Origin of the sequence: Alkaliphilus metalliredigens QYMF (assembly GCF_000016985.1) — a bacterium.
Taxonomy (GTDB): Bacteria; Bacillota; Clostridia; order Peptostreptococcales; family Natronincolaceae; genus Alkaliphilus_A; species Alkaliphilus_A metalliredigens.
The window spans coordinates 1684503-1706043 of sequence record NC_009633.1 but is presented as its reverse complement, the minus strand read 5'-3'; the positions used below and the strand labels follow the sequence as shown (position 1 = coordinate 1706043).

General features: G+C 34.2%; 13 protein-coding genes. 4 read left to right on the top strand and 9 right to left on the bottom strand.

Annotated elements, in window-relative coordinates:
* Positions 1 to 58: 58 nt before the first annotated feature.
* Both AMET_RS07985 and AMET_RS07980 read right to left on the bottom strand, forming a co-directional pair.
* Positions 59 to 1600: a Mur ligase family protein gene (locus AMET_RS07985; RefSeq protein ID WP_012062833.1), complete on the bottom strand. Its 1542-nt coding sequence runs from the start codon at positions 1598 to 1600 to the stop codon at positions 59 to 61.
* A 116-nt stretch (positions 1601 to 1716) separates the two neighbouring features.
* The gene (locus tag AMET_RS07980; protein WP_012062832.1) at positions 1717 to 2481 is read right to left on the bottom strand and encodes a polysaccharide deacetylase family protein; all 765 of its coding nucleotides are present in this window, start codon (positions 2479 to 2481) and stop codon (positions 1717 to 1719) included.
* Positions 2482 to 2633: 152 nt separating this feature from the next.
* On the opposite strand from AMET_RS07980, the gene AMET_RS07975 reads away from it, so the two are divergent.
* Positions 2634 to 3866 (top strand): LL-diaminopimelate aminotransferase, encoded by a 1233-nt coding sequence (locus AMET_RS07975; RefSeq protein WP_012062831.1) that lies wholly within the window; start codon positions 2634 to 2636, stop codon positions 3864 to 3866.
* A gap of 163 nt (positions 3867 to 4029) precedes the next feature.
* Entirely contained in the window at positions 4030 to 4947 is a 918-nt protein-coding gene (locus tag AMET_RS07970) for a Na/Pi cotransporter family protein (protein WP_157047380.1), read from the top strand.
* 27 nt (positions 4948 to 4974) lie between these two features.
* On the opposite strand, the gene AMET_RS07965 is transcribed toward AMET_RS07970, so the two are convergent.
* Entirely contained in the window at positions 4975 to 6075 is a 1101-nt protein-coding gene (locus AMET_RS07965) for a polysaccharide deacetylase family protein (protein ID WP_012062829.1), read from the bottom strand.
* Between the two features lie 200 nt (positions 6076 to 6275).
* Between AMET_RS07965 and AMET_RS07960 the strand changes: the two genes are divergently transcribed.
* Positions 6276 to 6464 (top strand): hypothetical protein, encoded by a 189-nt coding sequence (locus AMET_RS07960; protein ID WP_041720513.1) that lies wholly within the window; start codon positions 6276 to 6278, stop codon positions 6462 to 6464.
* A 16-nt stretch (positions 6465 to 6480) separates the two neighbouring features.
* On the opposite strand, the gene AMET_RS07955 is transcribed toward AMET_RS07960, so the two are convergent.
* Positions 6481 to 7176, bottom strand: coding sequence for a 4Fe-4S double cluster binding domain-containing protein (locus tag AMET_RS07955; protein ID WP_012062828.1), 696 nt, complete (start codon positions 7174 to 7176; stop codon positions 6481 to 6483).
* 719 nt (positions 7177 to 7895) lie between these two features.
* Here AMET_RS07955 and AMET_RS24940 point away from each other — a divergent pair.
* Entirely contained in the window at positions 7896 to 8135 is a 240-nt protein-coding gene (locus tag AMET_RS24940) for an ATP-binding protein (RefSeq protein WP_083760904.1), read from the top strand.
* A 204-nt stretch (positions 8136 to 8339) separates the two neighbouring features.
* On the opposite strand, the gene AMET_RS07950 is transcribed toward AMET_RS24940, so the two are convergent.
* The 5 genes from AMET_RS07950 to AMET_RS07930 form a co-directional block, all read right to left on the bottom strand.
* Positions 8340 to 8522 carry a hypothetical protein gene (locus AMET_RS07950; protein ID WP_041720511.1) on the bottom strand — a complete coding sequence of 61 codons (183 nt, stop codon included), beginning with the start codon at positions 8520 to 8522 and terminating at the stop codon, positions 8340 to 8342.
* 44 nt (positions 8523 to 8566) lie between these two features.
* Complete coding sequence (locus tag AMET_RS07945; RefSeq protein WP_012062827.1) at positions 8567 to 9787, bottom strand: IS256 family transposase; 1221 nt, start codon at positions 9785 to 9787, stop codon at positions 8567 to 8569.
* A gap of 464 nt (positions 9788 to 10251) precedes the next feature.
* A complete protein-coding gene (locus tag AMET_RS07940) occupies positions 10252 to 12252 on the bottom strand; it encodes a hypothetical protein (protein WP_012062826.1) in 2001 nt (666 codons plus the stop codon).
* Positions 12253 to 12997: 745 nt separating this feature from the next.
* Positions 12998 to 18025: a sacsin N-terminal ATP-binding-like domain-containing protein gene (locus tag AMET_RS07935; RefSeq protein ID WP_012062825.1), complete on the bottom strand. Its 5028-nt coding sequence runs from the start codon at positions 18023 to 18025 to the stop codon at positions 12998 to 13000.
* Between the two features lie 418 nt (positions 18026 to 18443).
* Positions 18444 to 21527: a type I restriction endonuclease subunit R, EcoR124 family gene (locus tag AMET_RS07930; RefSeq protein WP_012062824.1), complete on the bottom strand. Its 3084-nt coding sequence runs from the start codon at positions 21525 to 21527 to the stop codon at positions 18444 to 18446.
* Positions 21528 to 21541 lie beyond the last annotated feature (14 nt).

Below are 21541 nucleotides of genomic sequence, written 5' to 3'. Positions count from 1 at the left end.
AGGGATGGAATTATGTTTTAAAATAATAATAAAATTTAATTATTCTATTGTGTACGCTTCAATTTATTTGTATACAATCATTTGACTTATACTCATTACCAAGCTTCATGTATTCTTCACCTATATCCTTTAAAAAAATTTCTTTCCCTTTATCCATCCCTTGGGCTCCTAATAACAGCAGTAAATCACCTTCTTCAATTCGGGGAATTATGGTTTCTATGGCATCGGATAAATGATCTACATATTCAAAATTAACACTGCCCTCACTTAATACCTTAAAAAACGCTCCTATTTCTTCTACTTGTACTTCATCTAGCTTACCTGTTTTATCTTTACTTGATGTAATCATCAATGTTTTCATTCCCAATAGTTCATACCAAATTTTCAGCACATCTGCATTCTCTTGATTGATATCAGCTCCTCGGCTCCCTCTAATTGCATTAATCACATGTAGATTTTTATACTCTAAATTCTGCATGCTTTCAAATACAGCTCCATAACTAGCTGGATTATGACTGAAATCATCGATAACCGTGTAGCCTTTTTTATATATGACCTCTAACCTCCTTGTTACACCTGTAAAACTTTTAATATTTTTAGCTATTTCTTCACAGGATAGATCCAGAAGTAAACAGCAAGTAATCGCTGCCAATGAGTTGTAAATATTATGTTTTCCCAATAAATTAATGGAGAAAGGATATTCAAACGGTTCCACTTCCAAACCTGCTAAAGTTGTCATACCCCTTTGCAAACAGAAATGAAATGTAGTATTAAGTTCTGTATCTATACTAGAAGCCGTCACAGTGGCCCTTACATTTAACCCATAGGTGACAACAATTAATCCATTATTGCCAGTTAAAAGCTCTAAACTATGATTATCATCTAGGTTAAGTAATGCCACTTTTCCTGGAGATAAACAATCAAATAATTTTTTCTTAGAACGAATATAGTCCCCCATATTTTTATGATAGTTTAAGTGATCCCTTTCTATATTAGTATGTATGGCAATATCAAATTTAATTCCGTGTACACGTTCAGACTTCAATCCATGGGAAGATACTTCCATGACAACTACCTGAACTTTTTGTTGTACCATTTTATTTAAGTAATAATAGATATCTTCAGCACTTGGTGTTGTGAGTTCAGTAAAATGGGTTTGATTGTTGATTTTAATATCTAATGTTCCAATTAATCCCACCGAAACGCCTGACTCCTTTAAGGCATGATAAATAATATGGCTGGTAGTGGTTTTCCCATTAGTCCCTGTTATGCCAATTACTCTTATTTTTTCTGAGGGATGATCATAAAAAGCATTGCATAAATCTGCCAAAGTTTTTCGGGCATTGGAGCATATTTTAATCATCACTCCTAGGGCTGTAATCCTATGTTCTGTATAGATGATGACTGCACCTCTTTGAATGGCTTCTCCTATATAGTTGTTCCCATCAGATTCTGCTCCTTTTATGGCTACAAAAACATATCCCGTCTTTACTTTTCGCGAATCTGAAGTCACGCCTTGAACTTCTACTCCATCAATGTTCATCTTCTCATCTCCTTGTGCTTTAGCAGTCTCAATTGCTATTGTTATGTTATTTTGCATTTGAAGAGATGATTATATACACTGATTTCTTTATGAGCTATGCTTCAAAAAACAAAAATCTCAAACGCAAAAATGCCCCTGGTTAACCAGAGACATTTGGAGCGATTACGTAACCACTATTTTTTTTGTTGTCTTCCGGTATGATCAATTGTAAATTCACCCTTATGGATGAGTTCTGAGACTGGAACGATTTCATAGCCTGCTGCTTGAACTTCTTCTAGGACCAAAGGTAAAAACGCACTCACATGCTTTGCATTGTTATGAAACAGTACAATGGATCCATTTTTAATGTTTTTTGTGATGCGATCTACCACTGGTTGCACTCCTAGTTCCTTCCAATCTAGAGAATCTACATCCCATTGTATTGTATAGTATCCAACTTCTTCAGCTGTCTCAATGAGTACATTATTATAGTCTCCAAAGGGAGGCCTAAAAACCGTGGGCTGAATTCCAGTAATTGCTTGGATTTTATCTCCTGTTGTCTTCAATTCTTTAGCAATTTGTTCACTAGACAGCTTAGACATGTGTGGATGGGTAGAAGAATGGTTGCCAACCTCGTGTCCTCTTTCATGAATTTTTTGCACCATATCCGGATGCTTATCAACCCAAAATCCTACTAGAAAGAAAGTTGTTTTGACGTTAAATTTATCTAAAGTATCTAAAATATCATCGGTAAACTCATCACCCCAAGCAGCATCAAAGCTGATTGCGATCTTTTTTTCCTGGGTTTCAACACTGTATATGGGTAGCCTTCTTTGGGGAGAAAACACTGCTATCACATCTCCACGAAAGTTTATTTGATACAGTAATAATCCTGTGGCCCCCACAATACAAATTGCGATTAATGCGACAACTTTTTTGGACCAAATCAATACCTTCATCTCATTCCTCCTGTACAAAGTATTCTATTCTAGTTTATTCTCCTCCACACTTCTTTATGACAGAACCTATATTCTTGAATCCCTTACATGTCACCAAATTAGAAATCACACAATATTATAATGTATATTCTATTGCAATAAGGAGGATGAGTATGTACTTTTTAGAGGATAAGATCGCTCAACGGCTAGGAGGAAAAAGCTTTGGTAAGGTTTCTAAGGAATATAAGTTTCGGAAAATAAAAAAAACAAAGGAGGAAGCAATCAAAAAATATCCCTTTATTTCTTTGATTGATTTAGGCGTTGGGGAACCGGATTTAGCGGCGGATGAGCGGGTCGTTTCAATTCTTTCCAAGGAGGCTGGCAAACCTGAAAATCGTTGGTACGCTGACAACGGCATCCTTGAATTTCAAGAAGCAGCAGTTCAGTATCTCAATAAAGTATATGGTCTGAAGGGCCTTGACCCTAATGAAAACATTCTACATGGCATTGGTACAAAGTCCATGTTAGCCATGCTTCCAGCATGTTTTATTAATCCCGGCGACGTGGTTCTAACAACAATACCAGGGTACCCTATTCTAAGCAGCAATACCCAATATTTTGGTGGCGAAATTTATCCATTGCCCTTACATGAGGAAAATAGCTTTTATCCTGATTTCACTGCTATCCCCAAAAGTATTTTGAATAAAGCAAAGCTACTCTATCTAAATTATCCAAACAATCCCACTGGACAAGTGGCAACCTATGATTTTTATCAAGAAGCAGTTTCCATTGCTTTGCAATATGGGATTGTCATTGTTTCCGATGCCGCCTATGGACCTATTACCTTTGATGATCATCGTCCCATTAGTTTGTTTTCTGTTCCCGATGCCTCCCATGTGGGAATTGAACTTCATTCCCTTTCAAAGGCCTTCAATATGACAGGATGGCGTCTTGCCTTTGCCCTTGGCTCACCTGAAATGATTAAAGCCTACAGTGCCATCAAGGACACTACAGACTCAGGGCAATTCAGGGCAATTCAAAAGGCTGGTGCATTTGCTCTACAGCATATAGATATTATAGAAGCCAATTGCCAGCGATATTCGAGACGAATGGATTTTTTAATAGAAATCTTACAGGAGGTTGGCTTTAAAGCCACTAAGCCCCAAGGAACCTTCTACTGCTATGTTCCCATTCCAAAGGGAACAAAATCTGGTATCCGTTTTACAAATGCTGAAGAGGTCGCTACCCATATTCTTGAGCATGCACTGATTTCTACAGTCCCTTGGGATGATGTTGGCTCTTATTTACGTCTTTCAGTTACCTTTGAGGCCAAGGATCTGGAGTCAGAAAAAGAACTACTTGAGGAGCTTAAAAGAAGATTACTCTCCCTGGAACTTGTCTTTTAGCCTGCATTCTTAGGCATCTTCAAGAAAATAATGGGTCTATATGAGAGGCTACATTGGCTTGTTATTTTCTTTCCGATATCTTAGCTAACTTTTCTGCATCTTATTGTTTTAGTTTCACCTTCCTATGCGTATATTCTACAGGGAGGTGTTTTCTTTGCATACAATGATATTGGGTTCATTAACCGGCCTGGGCCTTTTTTTGCTTGGCATGCAGTTTCTAACAAAGGGACTCAATCATCTGACCTCAACAAGGGTCAAGAGTCTGATACAAAACATTAAAATCCATCCCGTAGTGGGTGTATTAATCGGCGCCCTGATCACCGGTCTTTTACAATCCAGTAGCGGTGCCACCATTATTTTTGTGGGTCTAGTGGAGGCACGCTTACTAACACTGCATCAAGTGGCACCCATGATTATGGGGTCCAATGTGGGAAGCACCCTCACTGCACAATTGATTGCCTTCAACCTTGGACAATATGCTCCTATCATTTTTATTATTGGCATCATTTTAACCCTATTTAAAAACAGAAGGGCTATTGTGGTGGGCCAGTCCGCCGTGGGATTTGCCTTAATCTTTATTGGTATTACCTTTCTTAGTGACACCCTTCAACCCCTCAAGGATTATTTAAGATTTCAACAAATCTTAGCTACCCTAGGAGAAAAACCAGTTTTAGGGGTTTTAATGGGCTTTTCTACTACTGCAATTATTCAAAGTAGCAGTACGGGTATTGCCATTTTACAGTCCTTGGCAGTTAACCATGTGATTACAATAAAATCTGCTATCACTATTTTATTGGGTCAAAATGTCGGTACATGTGTCACCACCATTTTAGCCAGTCTCCCCCTGAGCGTTTCTGCCAGACGGGCTGCCTTTATTCACTTTTTCTATAATCTGTTAGGGGTGATTATCTTTTTCCCACTGATTGATTGGCTGGCCTATTTTTCAATGGAACTGTCCCCCATTCATCCTGCTAGACAAATCGCTAACGCCCACAGTCTCTTTAATATCCTTTGTACTTTATTGTTTTTACCCTTTAGTTCTTTTTTTGTTAGCCTCTCCAATATTGTGATCAAAAAGTAAAGCGTCCCTGGTTGGGACGCTTATCTTTTACTCATTTAATTCATATATTCTTATCTCTTTTCCTTCTAATTCATGGGATATGCGATCTTCATATGCCTTAGGCACTGTCACAACATTAGGGTCTCCATCACTAATATAACGAAGTCTTCCCCCTTGGTCCAGGGCTTTCATCCAATCATACATTCCAACACCATCAACCTTTGTTTCACTGGCTCTTATCCGATGAATTGTCGCTCCATTAAAGCTTTCATGGTAGGGTGAATGGTATGGGTCCCATCCCACCTCTAAAACTGCCACATGCTTATATGGGTTCCCTTGGTACGTTCCCTCTACTAAATACTTTCTCAGCGCTTCATCCTTTGGTTTTGAACCAAATGGCAATGCTAAGGTATTCACCTCATAATCAGGTATAATGTTGTTAACCATTTCATTAATTCGTCCGAGCTCCTCTTGGATTTTTTCAGCATTGGCATTGGTAAAGTTGATGTGGGTATTTGTATGATTCCCAATATCCATGCCTTTTTCTACAATATAATTTAATTTGTATTCAACAAACTCACTTTGTCCAAAGGGGCTCCCACCATTAATAAAGAAGGTGGCTTCTAATGGAAAGTCTGGATACTGCTCATGAAAATCTACTAAGATAGCCACTGCACTATTAGGATCTATCACCCACTGGCCATCTCCATCTTCAATCATATTAAAATTATTATCATTTCCATCGTCAAAGGTAAGGACAACAGGTGTATAGCCTGCCTCGGTTGTAATATTTCCTGTGGCATAGTCCTCAAGACTGATAGGTCGATATCCTTCTTCATAGAGCACCAGTAAATCCTTTCTAAAGTTATCGGGAGTTCTAGACCATTCTCCCTCAGGCTCTCGAATATGATGATACATTAACACCATAATTTGCCCTGCTTCATTTGGTTGTACCACTTGTAAATCAATTTCTTTAATTTCTTCTATTTCTTCTTGATCTTCTAGGGCCTCATCTTCGTTGTCCTCTTGAATCTGATCCTCTTGTCCACTGACGTTTTCTGTTGGATCTTCATTTGAATCTACTGTCATGCAGCCGATTAAAAAAACACTTAAAAAAAGAATGATTGTAAACTTGATTGATTTTTTCATTTTTGTCCTCCTTTGTTGTTAAAGTATCTTAATAGAATGATTGCTTACTATCATGATTTATTTTAACTCGCTATTTTCTTTCCGAAGCTTTTAAAATACCATATGTATTTTCCATTTTGTAACTGGCATTCTTTTTTAACGAATGGTGAAACTATTAGGGAATGATTTTTCATTCCAACTTCGAAAAGAGGTGTTTACAAATGTCAATTCGTAAAAGCCAATGGACTTTAGTGAATGGTCATCGTGTAGAAGAGGCCTCTAAAACCTATAAATTTGAAGAACGCCATTTTCACCGAGAATCTAAGTCGCAAAAGGCACAACTTGAAAGTGCACATAGCCATGGCGGGAGAAAGGACGTAAAGTCTCCTCTAGATCGAAGATTAACATAGGGTAGTTTTCTCTACCCTATGTTTTTAATACAGCATTTCCTTTAGGACAGGATTTGATACAAATTCCACAAACAGCGCCTCTACCTATATGTTTATATTCACTCTTCATATGCTTGCTACATTTATTGGCGTCAAACATTTCTTCCCTTGATAAGCCCGGCTTCCATAGAGTGCCCTTTAATGCCAAGGCAGGACAGTTTCTCACACAGAGATCACAATCACCACATTGAGAGTCTTTTATCGGTTCATCATACTGAAATTCCATATTTGTTAAGACCGTGCCTAGTCTTACCCTGGGGCCAAATTCTTCCGTTACCAGACAACTGTTCTTTCCAATCCAGCCCATTCCAGATCTGGTGGCAGCAGTTCGATGAGGAAATAAACTCTTAAAATGCCATCCTTCTATATTAATGGATTGTGAAGCCGGAATTGCCATAGCCAAATGTTCCCACTGCTGAAGAATTGTCATTATTTTAAAGGTGACTTGGTCGATAAATGCATTTGCAGTACGATAATGATGAAAATAAGTGTGGGTTGGTCCTGTTTCTATGTTTATATCGCTAATAATTTGATCAGATAGCCTAATGGCAATGGTAACACCACTTTTCAAGTGCTTGAATTCATCTGGGAGTACGTCTTCTAAGTGACTATAGCCTACCTTTGCCACACCTAACTCTAGCAATGTTTTTGTTAAGCTTTCTTGTTGATTCATCCCTTATCTTTATCCAAATAATGTATAACAAGTATACACCCCTGATAAAGTGTCCCCTCCTTACTTGTTCTATATTTTATTATGTTTAGTAAGTATAAAACTTATATTTTTTAATATTATAACATACATTTTTTATCAGCTGTGAATTACTAGGATTGATTATTATATTCTCATCACCTTTGTAGAAGTATTAAACACTTCTTCCTTAGTAATATTTTTAGCTTTGTTAAGAATAAATGTTAATATTTTAGAGAATAAAAAAAGAATGATTCTATTACTATTTCAAGTATATAGTCATTCTCTTCCATATGTTTTATATTTCATAGAAAAAATAATTTCAATTAACGTCGAATCTTTTTAATAAAAAGTAATTCTTACTATCATTGTTGCAGTAGATTTATTTCTTTAAGCCTTCCTTCTAACATCCCAATAATTTCCTTATAAGCCATTCTATGATTACCTTCTCCAAAAAGGCGGTGACTTTCTTGGTTAGCTAATATTTAATCTTCTATATAATTTTTTTGTATTTTGAGTTGCAGAGTTGCAGAAAATTCATCAGAATGAATAATATGATCGAATAGAACCACCCTACTTATTTTTGAGAACCACGATGTGCTAAAAAAGTACACAGATGGTTTTAATCCACACAATATTCAATTCAGCAGTCAACCTATCTAATGAGCTGATTGAAGCCATAGAATACAAACGTATTCTAAAGTTTGAAAAACAACTTGCCAAGACAGTACATAATATGCGCATCCGTAGGTTCTTCCGCCACACCGAAATATGCAGAAAGATTTATTGATCATAGTGAAATATCTCATCTAACATTTAACCGGCATCAATCAGAACTATCATTCAAAGTAGTAGCTGACCGTGCTGAGAAAATGAGTGTTATTGTATCTACTAACTTAAAGTTCTCGGAGTGGACCACCCTATTTGAAAGAGGGTGTAAATAAATCTGTGTCTAAAGAAAAGAGTAGTATCCTTTCTGACAAGAGATAACTGTTAAGAATAGATTATATTGTTACTTATATTATTGCCAAGATTATAGATTTTATACATAAAATCGCATAGTTTTGGCAATAATTTTTATAATGGGGGAATTTCGACCTTAATCCGAATCGATAATCGTAACTCCCCTTGGATTTCTAGTGCAAATTTTATTTTAAGACTATTTTTCTTATTTGCTCACAAATATCTTGTTCTGTATATTCGCGTAAACGTCCTTGATCGTCCACTACACTAGAACCATAGTCATTTAGTAAATCTTCTTTTAAGCTATCTGACATAGATATTCTGTGATTTTTTAAATATGTTTTTAAATATTTCTCCGTAAGGACCATCGGTAAACCTCCATTCTTAGCTATTAGAAACTACTATACTACAATTACTTTGCTTGGGCTGTTAATCTATCTTCAAAGAAAATCATTAGCTGATTAAGAACGATGTCCCAATTTCTGTGGCTTAAGGTCCATTTTTTCATGATGTTTTGACTGGCTAAGAAAAGCATTTTTTCTAAAGCTTGATCAGACGGGAAAATGGACTTTGTCTTTGTTACTTTTCTGAATTGGCGATGAAGCCCTTCGATCATATTTGTGGTGTACATAATCTTTCTTACTTCCGATGGAAACTTGAAGAAGGGCGATAATACATCCCAGTTAGCGTCCCAGCTTTTAATGGCATATGGATATTTCTTTCCCCATTTATTTTCTAGTTCCATGAGCTTTTCATGCCCTGCTTTTTCATTAACTGCGGTATATACTTCTTTAAAGTCCTTAGCAAATTCCTTTCTATCCTTGTAATTTACATATTTGAATGAGTATCTAAGTTGATGGATTACGCACCTTTGAATCTCTGACTTAGGAAAGGATGCCTGGATTGCCTCCTTCATTCCTGCTAAGCCATCTACACTAAAGATTAATACATCGTTAACCCCTCGATTCTTAAGGTCGTTTAATATCCCTAGCCAGAACTTTGAAGACTCACTTTCACCTATCCAGATGCCTAGAATATCCTTCATACCGTCCATGGCGATCCCTAGAACAACATAGGCTGCTTTACTCTTAATTTGGCCATCTTCACGAACCTTGTAGTGTATTGCATCCATAAATACGAATGGATATATGGCTTCTAGGGCTCTATTTTGCCACTCTTTGACCTGGGGTATAACCTTATCTGTTATCTTGCTAACCATTTCAGCTGAGATCTCTATTCCGTAGATATCCTGTATTTGATCATGTATATCTCTTGTAGACATCCCCCTTGCATAAAGGGATATGACCTTTTCTTCAATGCCCGAGATGTCTCTTTTGTTCTTTGGGACAACTACAGGCTCAAATTCTCCATTTCGATCCCTTGGAACTTCTATTTCCATTTCTCCAAACTTACTTTTAACTGTCTTTTCGCTATACCCATTCCTACGATTCTGTGTATTCTTGTTCTTTCTATCACCTTTCTCGTAACCTAAGTCAGATTCTATCTCTGCTTCTAACATTTCCTGTAGGGTATCTTTGAATAGCTCTTTCAAATATGACTGTAGATCTCCTGCAGTTTTTAAATCACCTCCGGTAATCATTTCTCTCAATACTTTCTTCGATACTGTACTCATAAAAAATACTCCGTCCTGGTTTGGTTTTATTTGTTAATTATTACCAGAAAGGAGTATTTATTTTCACTTAAGCACAGATTATTTTACACTACCATTTGAAAACGAAACAATGGTAGCAGCTTTGGTTGATCGTCTGACGTTTCGATCTCATGTGCTTAATATGAATGGCCCTTCCTATCAAAGTGAACTTTCAAAAGGATATTGTCAGTAAAAAAACTTCCCGCTAGGGATAGGGTACAGTAGATCATCTGCTTCTATTCACTTCTATACGTACTGCTACATATTCATGAACCAATATCACTTGAGATTAATCTATATTAGGGAGATGCCTACTAAGGTATTTCCCATTATTAAACCACTTAGTAGTAAACTATTTCAGTATCACGTGGCCCAAAAGTTCATTGACCTTCACAATAATCAGCAAACCTTGCTGGTAAATCATCCTTCTTTAACAATAACAGCTTCTAAATTCCAAGCTTATCAAATAGTATTCTATTTCGTTTTTTCGAATCTTTAATAATTTTGTTGAACGACAGAATTTCCACGTAAGCATTATAAGTATCATTGAACAGATAATATCCCATATTATCTGTTGTATGTTTAAAATTATTAAAGCGTATCGTTTTTTCCAAGCTTGGAGTAATGTCACATATAGCATATAAATAAAACTTTGTTCCAATTCCTACTTTGATAATCCTTCCATATTTATCCTTTGCCTTTCCTGCTTTTATTTTCTCAACATAATCATATAGTTGAGTAATAGGGTTTTCAGAAGATGAATAATCATCTCTCATTGGTCTTTTTAATTCAAATAGCACTATAGTATCAAATTCATTTCCATCATTTTCATCATCTGAAACAGCTACCGGATTATCTAAAATCATAATGTCAGTGCGCTCTTCTTTATTATCATTGTTAAAAGGGACATCAGAAGAAATGAAGCTACAATAAGCTAATTTTTCATCAATTAGCCACAGGTTATGGTTTTCATAGTCGATATCATCAGACGTTGTTCTCATGGGATATATTAAGTTATGAACATAGCTTTCTTTGTTAAACTTTTCGCTATCATTTTTTCTGATTCCGTTTTCAAGCAAACTTATAATAATCTTTCTATGAGATACATAATTAGCAAGTTCGGCTCTATTAGCCTCACTAATCTTACTTATTTGCTTTTCAAACAATTGTTTATACTCGTAATCACTATCAAATCCCTTTTCAATCTTTTCCAGAAGTTTTTTATTGTCAGTTTTTACGCTTTTATCAAATTTCCTTTTAATCTGATGCAATTCATCATCCAATTTATCATCACTTAAACTTGGCTTTATTTTGTTAATTTCGTCTGGCATATATTTAAGAAGATGTCTAAACTGTGGGGCCTCTTCTGAAACATATCTTCGGATTCGTAGTTGTTTCGCTTCCTTTATTGGATCTAAGTAATCTTTTAGATATTCTTCTATTTTGATGCAGCTTATTTCCATAATCTGCTCTAGAGAAACATCACTAAATAAATCATTTCCTTTATCAGGGATATTGAAGGAAAGTCTATTCATGTCGACATTGTTGTCTAAGTATTCAGATGTTAGTATTCCCACATAGTAAAACTGGTGTTTTTTAAAAATTTGCTTATCTAAGTCAATAATTGACTTAGATAATTCTTTTTCATCAACAACACGATTATTAGCACAAAGAAAGAGCTTACTTCCATTTAGAGATGCTTCCTCCATCTTCACATTTAACAAAGTAAATACTTTTCCGTTGATACTAAAATTTTGTTGGTTTTCATCCGTTTTTATTGTTTCGTTAAATATTTTATTTAGGAAAAATCTTTCTCCATCGTCATCAAAATATATTTTAGGGCAATCTTTATATAAAAAATAAACCAAACAGTGTTGAATAATTTTAATTGCAATAGTTTCTCCATTTTTATTTAAATTTTGCCTATATTCAGTTTTGTAATTTCCTAAAGAAACTGTAGTCAAATTCCCATTTGCATCTTGATAATCTTCTAAAGAGTCGTCAATTTCAGGATTGTATTCCGAAAACTCAAAACTTCGTTTTACATATTTTCCATCCTCCAAATATACACTGCATATTGAAGCCTTTTCAAAAGCCTTCAACCAAGAAAACCTACCTACACCTTTACCACCTTTGTCAGCCTTATATGTTGAATCTGATTCCATAAATGAATTAAGATTTCTCTCATTAAATCCCATTCCATTATCTTCAATAACAAATCCCACGATCTCTTGTAAGCTATCTTCCACTACAGGTAACACAACTTGATTATCCCTAACAGATTTGATAGTAATTATCCCTTCTTTGAAACAATGGTCAGATTGTTTTCGCTCTTCAATAGAATGAATAGAATTTACAATGGCTTCAAACAAAGGTAATAAGGGCTTATTCTTAGGTAAATTAAAATTTTTAATTCTTCCTACCATGTTAATCGAAAAGTGCTTCATTATTCTCCTCCTCAATCCTGTATCTTAGTTGTCCCGATGATGCCTTTTCCATAGGAGCAATACACATATCATCCATTTTAATATAATTAGAAATAAGGTGCCAAGAAGCAATTGCGAATGATATTGAAAATTTGTACCACTTGCTGCTGAATTTTTGTGCCACTTACGCTAACTAATTTTCGTACCACTTAATGGTCATTCATCGAAACATAGCGAAGACCCTTTATATTGAGTGGGAGCTATATTAGCCTTATAGGGCAAGGGATAGAAAGATTTAGAACATCCACTTATCACTCCAAAACATGGCTTCAGAGGCTCAATGTAAAGGGTGACCATGTTCCTTAAGTGGCACAAATTTTCAGTAGCGTTCATGCCTTATTTGCTACAATAATTCAGTAGCGTTTACAGCAATCTATCACTGCGAGATATTCGGTTACATTCATAGCTTTTGAATAAGTCACGAACCAAGAATATTTCTTCGGGTAAAAATTTAAAAAATTCAGCTTTCGAGATATCCGCCAATTCTTTAGTGCGGACATTTTCTTACCTCCAAATATGACTAATAATATCAACCGTATAATTATTCCTATTGTACTCTTATGAGAGATTTTATACAATACAAAATAACCATATGTTCGATCATTTGCGCTTCATTAGCAAACTAAATTTATGTTTATATAATCCATGGGGGTCTCACAGTAGTGCTCTTCTTGTATTTGAATTTAATTAGGGAATAGTAATGTTTCTAAACATTTTCTTTTCTTATTTTAGTAATAACATTTTCAAAACTTGAATCTAAAATTGCTTTTGGATTTTGGTCAAACCCAAGTTCTTGTTTTGTATAGTCCGCTACACTACTTGATAGATATTCCATTAATGATATGTCAGTAATATATTTATTGTCGTATATAACTGCGGGCTCATCACCATTTATTGCTTTAACTAAATGATGAGTCCATATTCCATTATTCAAAACGTCACTTGAATACGAGCTCTGTCCAGGCTGGCAAGATAAAAATGTAGCATAATACGGGAAATCATTAGTCAACATTAATATTTCTTCATCATCAATATCCTTAATATGTCTTCGTACATTCTCTTCCTTGAAGCTTTGAGCACAAGCATCAATAAAAATTAGTACATTTTTACATTTTGATTTAAGTAAAGGATCAATCAAAATTTTACGTAACGATACCGAAGTTTCTGCTATATGAAGTGGATGCATATCAAACGTAGATAAAAAATTAGTAGTGCCATTATGAAAACCATGACCCACATAATAAAACACGAGACGATCATCTTCAGCTAAAGAATGGAATAAACCCATGAAATTATACTCCAAACTACTTTTTAATGCATCATCATCCACATACATATGAATATCATTTTCATCGACACACATTGAGTTTATTAGCATTTCTTTGAATTTTAACGCATCATTACTCGCATATTTTACCTTTTGCACTTGATTTTCTTCTCTAGTTGCATAGTTTTCTATTGCAATAATAATCGCAATAGTCTTTCTGTAACTCGTAATGTTTAATTTAGTGTTAACTTCAGATATATTTTTGTCCAATACACTATTAGTTTCGCCCCTAATATACTTTTGGTTCTCTAGCAATATGTCCTTATCCGATTTTTCAGTTTTGATAATGTAAATAGACTTTTCTCCACCGTTTACCCAGCCATGAGTCACAGTTGGTATCGGTACAAGCATGGAAATTGCCTTCTTTGTAGTATTATCAATATGAAAATCCGAACTAAGTCCAACTATCTTATTAGAAGCCGGTGAGATTTCTTTCAACCCGAAAATCAATGTACCACCACTCGTATTAGCAAAAGACGAGATAATTTTAGCAATTTTTTGAGCGCCATATGGAATAGCATTAAAATCCAGCGCTTCAGATTTAGGTTTGATCAACAAACTTTGTAGTTCTGTGTCTTTGACATCAATATTTTTTATAGGAATTCTATTAATGCCAGTTATTTTCAGCAGTTGCCCCAATGTAATTTGTTTAGGAGGTGTGATTCCATCTTCACACCAAAGTTCAGCGTCTACATATTCAAGAACATCGAATTCAGAGGCATAATAAATCAACACTTTATCATCATCTGACGGTCTTGCTACAACAGTTATTTCATTCCCATTTTTAGTTATACCGCTAATAACACTCTTTGCAATTCCATCAATATTTGAACAATCGTATTCAGGTAATTGCTTGAGGTGTTGTATTACATTAGTTACGGCTCTTGGAATACGTTCTTGTATATACTCTCGCCGACCATAATCATGCTTTGACATATGATAAAATTCTGCTGATATCTTTTTATTATTAATTGCTGTTTCAATATCAGCAAATGAATTTACATTTGTTTTATCAACATCAGTATCAAGTTTAAATCGTATTTCAAGAATTTCTTCTGGAATGTAAATTTCCTCCTGCAGGAAGTACTTTTGAATCTCCACATCAGTAGACCTCAGTAAAAAATCTAATTTTTTTTCATGTCCAGCAAGCTGAAAATACCTACATAAAACATCAGATAACTTTAATAAGACGCTGTTGGAATTCCAAGGATCCGTTACATAAAGGCTCGTCTCATTAAAGTGAATATTTACATTCTTAATGAAGTCAATACCACTATAAGAAATTTTAAGTTCTTCAGCTTGAAGTACCATTAATACTTCGATTTTACTCTCTAGGTTTTCTAAGTTGTCTCTTATACTATCTTCACCATTTTCACTCGTAATCCATATTTTAAAATATGGAGCAACACTCTTCAATTTATTCATCAATGGTGAACACAATTCTTCTTGAGTGTGGATTAGCTCAAATTCACTCTGTCTTAACAACTGTACTTTAAAGCAGGTTAAGAATCTTTCGAGATTTGGATTATTTTTATACTCTGCACTAAGCTTTATAAAACAATACTGTTCTTGAAAAATAGCTTCGTTTCCATCTAAAAAATATTTGAGAGAGTTACATTTCGTAAATTGATTTTTGGTATTTAATAAATGTCCAGTAGTAGCCCATACTTCGACTTTTTCAATCTCTTCACTACTCCAATTAACACATTGAACTAATAGTGCCGAGTAAATAGATTGAATTCTTTTGGAATTATCATTCTTGATGTTTCCCTTTTTGTCAACATCCACAGAAATTTTACTAAGTAAGTCTAAGTAATCTTGCAAATCTAAACTTGTTCTAAAATTAAAGAAAGCTTTCCAATCAGCTACTAATTCGGGGCCATTGAAAACAGGCAAATATTTCCCAGCAATATCTTTTATCTCTGGAGTATTTAGAAGTACAGAAGATGTAATTTCACATTTTTCTGATACGGTTGGAATACATTTTATATTCATGATAAACCACGGAACATAGTTTTCGACGGTATACCCATTTGTCTGCCCATCCATTCCTGAATATCCCCAATAAGCCTTAGCTGATGCGCTTATTTCATCTGGAGTGATTGTCTCTAAACAATCACTCCAAAATTTAAAAGCGAATTCAATATTATTCTCTATATATTGAATATACTTCAATGTAATTATCCTACCTAACGCATTTATACTAAAACCTTGATAAGGGAGTCTTGTTTTTTCTACAATATAATCAAAATATTCACCCTTAATCCCCTTGCAACCCAACTCATGTTTGGAATTTTTTTCACTATATGTCAAAGTTTTAATCCCTTCACAAACCCCAAGCATTCTAAAAAAGCGTTTCCATTCATCCTTCTCAAGGGCATCAACACAGTATTTTTCGCTTACGAAAAAATCATTTTCTACAAGCTTCTCAATTTCTAGTCTTGGTTTATAATAATCCGAAAGAAAACAGTCCTTTGCAGAACATAAAGAACCTTTTTGAGTTATAAGTTTAATTCTCGACAGTTGTCCAATTAAATCTTCTATCAAGTCCCCTTTTTTATATAGACTAAATAAATCACGAATAGTTTGTAATGCATTCTCCGACGTTATAAAACTTTCTATTTTCGGTAAAATAATTTGAGTAACGTAAGTAATATCAGTCTTTTCCTTCACCCCTAGGGTCTCTAACCAATGTCTGATCTCAGAATCATTGTGCAGCCAAATCTGCAAATCCTTATGCAAAAAAGATAACTCACTGTTAGGATTATCCCAGTTTTGATCATCTGCTGTTGGAAAACATACTTTATTAGGATAATTAATGTGATTTTTGTGATCCCATATAAATGGTACCTTCATTAATGCTTCATGTGAAATTTCTTTAACCTCACCTGTTTCACAAATTTTTTTAAAATACTTTATGAGTTCAACATTGTTAGCTATTGTATGCGTACTGGTAAAACACTTTGACGTGAGCAAGTCTTTTAATTGTTTCCATTCAAAAAATGAGAAACCTAGATTTTTGAATTCACGAAAAAATAAGGCATTAGAAACAAATTGTTTAGAACGACCGGTCTGTTTTTCGATAAACTTCTCAATAGGCTCTTCACCTACGAATGTTTTTTCAGATAGGTGTGTGAAATCAACTATTGTATCTTCGATTTTAGCCAAATTTCCTTCTCTCGTAATTATAAAGGGGATATCTCGTAAAGCTTCTTTAATCCCCTCATTAAATTTATTCCCCAGATCATCCTTGCGGATATCTTTAGGTATTAATCGATATGCTTGAAAACTATACTCAGTAGTTACTAGTGTAGAAATCCAGTGAAATATTTCAATAGCAATAGTTTTAAAAAGCCATTGATTCCATTTTGAGTCTGAGTGTAGTGACTCACGATTAGAAGTGGTTAGAAAGCTTGTGTTAATAAGTATTGGTAACGAGTAGTTTCGTTCATCTGTTGGTAAATATGAATATAACATCGTCTCTTGTTCAGAAAGTCTTGTTATGCCATCACTACCAACTTTAGCAGCAAGAGTTAATTCAATAATATCAGTTCCTAATAATTTTTCTGGAATATTTCGTTCACTTTGAAGTTCTTTCTTCAAGGCTGTTGGTACAGTTAGACTAATTGTATTAATCAACCAAACAAATTTTAAATCTCTACCATTCTTTAATGTGATTTTATCTTTTTCAGTTCTATTTATCTTAATAGTAACCGAGTCCATTACATCAAAGTTAATCTCTGATATCTTTTTAAGAAACAAAAACATATTTAGATTCTGAGATAGCTCTTGAACAGCTTTCCTTGTCTCATTTACATTTTTCATTTGAATTATTGTTGCAACATTAACCTGATTATCTTCTAGGAATTTATTTATAGACTCATCAATCTCATTAACATCTGTATGTATTGGTATTATTTGCCATGGAAATTGAAATTCCCTGTCGTTTGCATTTTCCCAATTTACCTTTGAATCATCCCATATCCATTTAAATGGATATGATGAATCAAATCTAAAATATTCTTTTTTTGAAAATATAGTGACTTTATCAGATTGGCCAAAGACTGATTTGAACCCTATACCTTTGTAACCTGTTTTAGTTATATCGGACTTTTTTGTACCATTTGCAATGTTACAAATGCCTCGAAGATCACGCGAATTAAATGGTTTTCCTGAATGAGCAACAACAAGTTTCTCACCAAAGATTTTTATCCATACCTTAACGTCATGATCGTCCAGATAAGAATCATCTGCATTTTGCAAAAGTTCATATATAAAACGCTTTGAATCTGTATACAAATCACTTGAAAGTGCATTAATTGAACTTGCTTGATTTACTGCATGACCGGGAATACTGTAGTTTGCATTTTCTTTGAAAATTTTTTCTACTTCTAATTTCAGGCTCATTTCGTCCTCCTTTGAAATATCAAACGATACAATATCGAATCATCTATTTTTTCTATGGTTTAAATTATGTTCATTCTCATGAATTTCTCCTTTACTTAGGATCTTTGAATATAAGATTTTAACAACAGTGTTTTGAAATTTTGATATTTTGCCTATTTAAAATTACTGTTATACTCATCTAAAGATCAATCACTAAAATTCGCGCACTATAAACCCTTTATTGGCAATAGCATTCGAAATTCCACTAACTGCATTAGATTTGCCATTTCCAGTTGCCCATCAAAATGCGAATGCCTAGAAATAAGCTTATTAATACCTAGATTCTACGTGTAAAGAATCTAGGTGCTTCTTACAAACAATATGATTGCTGTAAAATAACCTCTCATACTTCTCACAAAACTTAGTTCTGTATTATTATTTATTCATACTTAAGCTTAAGCTCCATGATTCTCTCCGGCAATACCGTAGTCATAGTCATGATATGCTCCAGCTTATTACCAGCTGATTTGTCACTTGCCTTTTCATAATCTACACTCTTAGTTATTTCGTCAATATAAGGAATTGTTGTTGGCTTAGATGTTATAAAAGAATTAACTGATTTTAATAGCCATTCTCTACATAACCCCCATTTTTCAGAAATATGTTCTACTTCATCTTTAAGTTTATTAAGTTTCCAATTATCAAAAGCATCATCAAAATGGATACCGTATTCTAGTTTTCCCTGAACTAATTCAGTATCAACAAATTCTCTTAACATATTTGCTTTAGTATCTTCACCCATATCACTCAATTCTTGTATTTGCTCATGAATAATTCTTAAAGTCTCATCGTCAACTGTTTGAACACCATTAACATTGCTGACTTTCGCACCAATTAATCCAAGAATATGATTAGCATCAATTACTTGTGTACCAGCTAGTTTTGTTCTACCAACTAAGGATCTGATTACAACTGGATCAGATCCGGGACCGTCAGTTTTAGTTAGATTTTTATAAGCACCAACATATTTAAGCCAAGTATGTTCATCCATGCCAAATGACTCATCATCCCATTTATACTCATAGTACTGTTGAACAAAATTTAGTTGTTCCGCTGCGTCTCTAAATGTAAGAAGGAATTTTTCCAATGCTTCTGCATCAGTCTTTAAAGATTGCCAATCTGATGGATCTGGTAAAGTTGGAATCATTTCATCAATATTCAAACCGAACTTTTTTACAGAGTTTTCATACGTGTCAACAATTGCCTTACTACTGCTTCCACCACTACCATATAATTTTAGTGCAATATCTACTATTTCTCTCGTAATCTCTGGGTATTGGAAATTGATAATTGAACCAAATTCTTTTTCTCTACCATAAACTCGATTGGTTCTAGAATAAGCCTGAATTAAATCTTGAAGTTTTAAAGATCTATCTACATACAAGGTATTTAATCTTTTTGAATCGTAGCCTGTTAACAGTTGTTTAGCTACGATAACAAGGTCAATGTTTTTCTTATTCCTTCCACTACCTCCTCGTGTTGTTCTTTCTACAATATCTTCAAAATAAGCCATTTCACCATGTTTTCTATCGCCAGCAATAAACTCAATCCCTGTAAACTCAGCATAATCTTTAAACATCCTTTTCACTAAATCTACTGGAATTTTCTCTGGATCATTCTCATTGCCAAAACTAAATGTCATTGCTATGTTTAACTTCATGTCACGCTCTTTTAATTGTTTTTTAAACTCATCATAATAAGTTATGACACGCTTTTTATACTCAGCTGTTAAAATAGCATTAAACTCTCTTCCGTTAGATTGATTTCCCCAATTATCGAGTATTGAAGTAACGACTCTTGGTATATGGGTTTCATCTTGATAAACTAATATATCATGTTTTTTTGCTTGTCGTTCTAATTCAGCTAAAGAATATGATTGCACTTTTCTTTCGATTTCTCTATCCGAAAGTGCAGGATTATCTTCTTTTATCTTGTCACATAATTGATCTCTTAAATCATCATGGCTTTTAAATTCACCTGTATTAATATAGTCTACATAAAAGCCTAGTACATTGCCATCTGCTATAGCCTGATCAATTGTATATTCATGAAGTTTAGGTCCAAATAGTTTTTCTGTTGTATCAATCACTTCACTTTTTTCATTTATCTTTCCTTTAACATTGTTTTCATCGAATAACGGAGTTCCTGTAAAACCATAGAATAAACCTTTTTTTCTAAAGTATTTTTTTATTTCCACCATCATATCTCCCATGGTGGTACGATGGGCTTCATCTACAATAAATACAATTTTCTTTTCTGCTAAAGAGACATCTTTTGCCTCAACTAATTCTTTTACAAGCATGTTGAGTTTAAAAGTTGTTGTTACAATGATACCAGGCTTAACTAACTTTAACTTTTTTCTCAACTGGTATGTATGTTTAGTATCATCTACTGTTACTGGTTCATAAGCTGCATAGGCTTTGAAATTTTCACTTGTTCTACTATCTAATTCACGTCGATCAACTAAGAATACAACTTTGTCAAACCCTGCACGTGTTGCCAAAAAGAGCGCAGTTTTAAAGCTTGTAATCGTTTTTCCACTTCCAGTGGTATGCCAAACAAATCCCCCATGAGGAATACGCTCTTTATTATCAAAACCAAATGCAGCACCTTCTACAGCTTGTAACGCATAAACCTGATAAGGTCTCATTAACATATGTTTACGATTTTCTTCATCTTTAGCTTCATCAATAACTAAATAATCACCAACCATTTGATGTGCCATTGGAATCATTAAAAAACTTCCAATTACTTTCTTCCAATCATTTATTGGTTTATTTTCTTTATCCGCCCAGTTAAATACAAACACAGTGTTAAAGTCATCCACGGACTTAGGAGTCGCAAAGTAACGTGTTTCAATCTCAGTAGTTATTACCATCATTTGAGAAAAAGACATGAAATTGTTACAATACTCACCATCTCTATAATATCTAATGAACTGTCCAAAGGCCTCATCTAAGGATTTATCTGTACGTTTTTGTTCAATATTAATGAGAGGCAAGCCATTAATTAACAACACAATATCAAAGCGATTTCCATTATCTGTTTCAACTTCTCTAGCTACTCGATAACTTGAGTCACCACCACTTACCTCTGCTTTCTTCAATATTGTTAGGGTAATTTGTTTACGTGTAATTTCAGGATGGTCATCTCTAAAAATCCCATCAATTTTCCCTTTATTTCCTTCCATTGAAAGAACTTTAGTCGCTTCAAAACTGTTGTTTATTTGATTTACCTTAGACATTACTTGTTTAAATTCATTATTAGTTAATTCAACGCCTTCAAGTTGGTCTGCATTTATTCGATTTAACTCAGTTCTCCAATGATTTATCAAATCCCTTACTGTAACCTTTTTGATATTACCATTTAAACATTCTGGAGATTCCCACTTATATTTTTTTAATTCGTTTACAAAATTTTCTTGAAAAGCTCTCTCAGAAGCATTTTTAGGTGCATTGCTCATATAATTTCTTCCCC

Bases quoted from the DNA above. Each gene is read 5' to 3' on its own strand.
- AMET_RS07985 (WP_012062833.1), bottom strand. From the start codon at position 1,600: ATGCAAAATAACATAACAATAGCAATTGAGACTGCTAAAGCACAAGGA.
- AMET_RS07980 (WP_012062832.1), bottom strand. From the start codon at position 2,481: ATGAAGGTATTGATTTGGTCCAAAAAAGTTGTCGCATTAATCGCAATT.
- AMET_RS07975 (WP_012062831.1), top strand. From the start codon at position 2,634: ATGTACTTTTTAGAGGATAAGATCGCTCAACGGCTAGGAGGAAAAAGC.
- AMET_RS07970 (WP_157047380.1), top strand. From the start codon at position 4,030: ATGATATTGGGTTCATTAACCGGCCTGGGCCTTTTTTTGCTTGGCATG.
- AMET_RS07965 (WP_012062829.1), bottom strand. From the start codon at position 6,075: ATGAAAAAATCAATCAAGTTTACAATCATTCTTTTTTTAAGTGTTTTT.
- AMET_RS07960 (WP_041720513.1), top strand. From the start codon at position 6,276: ATGTCAATTCGTAAAAGCCAATGGACTTTAGTGAATGGTCATCGTGTA.
- AMET_RS07955 (WP_012062828.1), bottom strand. From the start codon at position 7,176: ATGAATCAACAAGAAAGCTTAACAAAAACATTGCTAGAGTTAGGTGTG.
- AMET_RS07950 (WP_041720511.1), bottom strand. From the start codon at position 8,522: ATGGTCCTTACGGAGAAATATTTAAAAACATATTTAAAAAATCACAGA.
- AMET_RS07945 (WP_012062827.1), bottom strand. From the start codon at position 9,787: ATGAGTACAGTATCGAAGAAAGTATTGAGAGAAATGATTACCGGAGGT.
- AMET_RS07940 (WP_012062826.1), bottom strand. From the start codon at position 12,252: ATGAAGCACTTTTCGATTAACATGGTAGGAAGAATTAAAAATTTTAAT.
- AMET_RS07935 (WP_012062825.1), bottom strand. From the start codon at position 18,025: ATGAGCCTGAAATTAGAAGTAGAAAAAATTTTCAAAGAAAATGCAAAC.
- AMET_RS07930 (WP_012062824.1), bottom strand. From the start codon at position 21,527: ATGAGCAATGCACCTAAAAATGCTTCTGAGAGAGCTTTTCAAGAAAAT.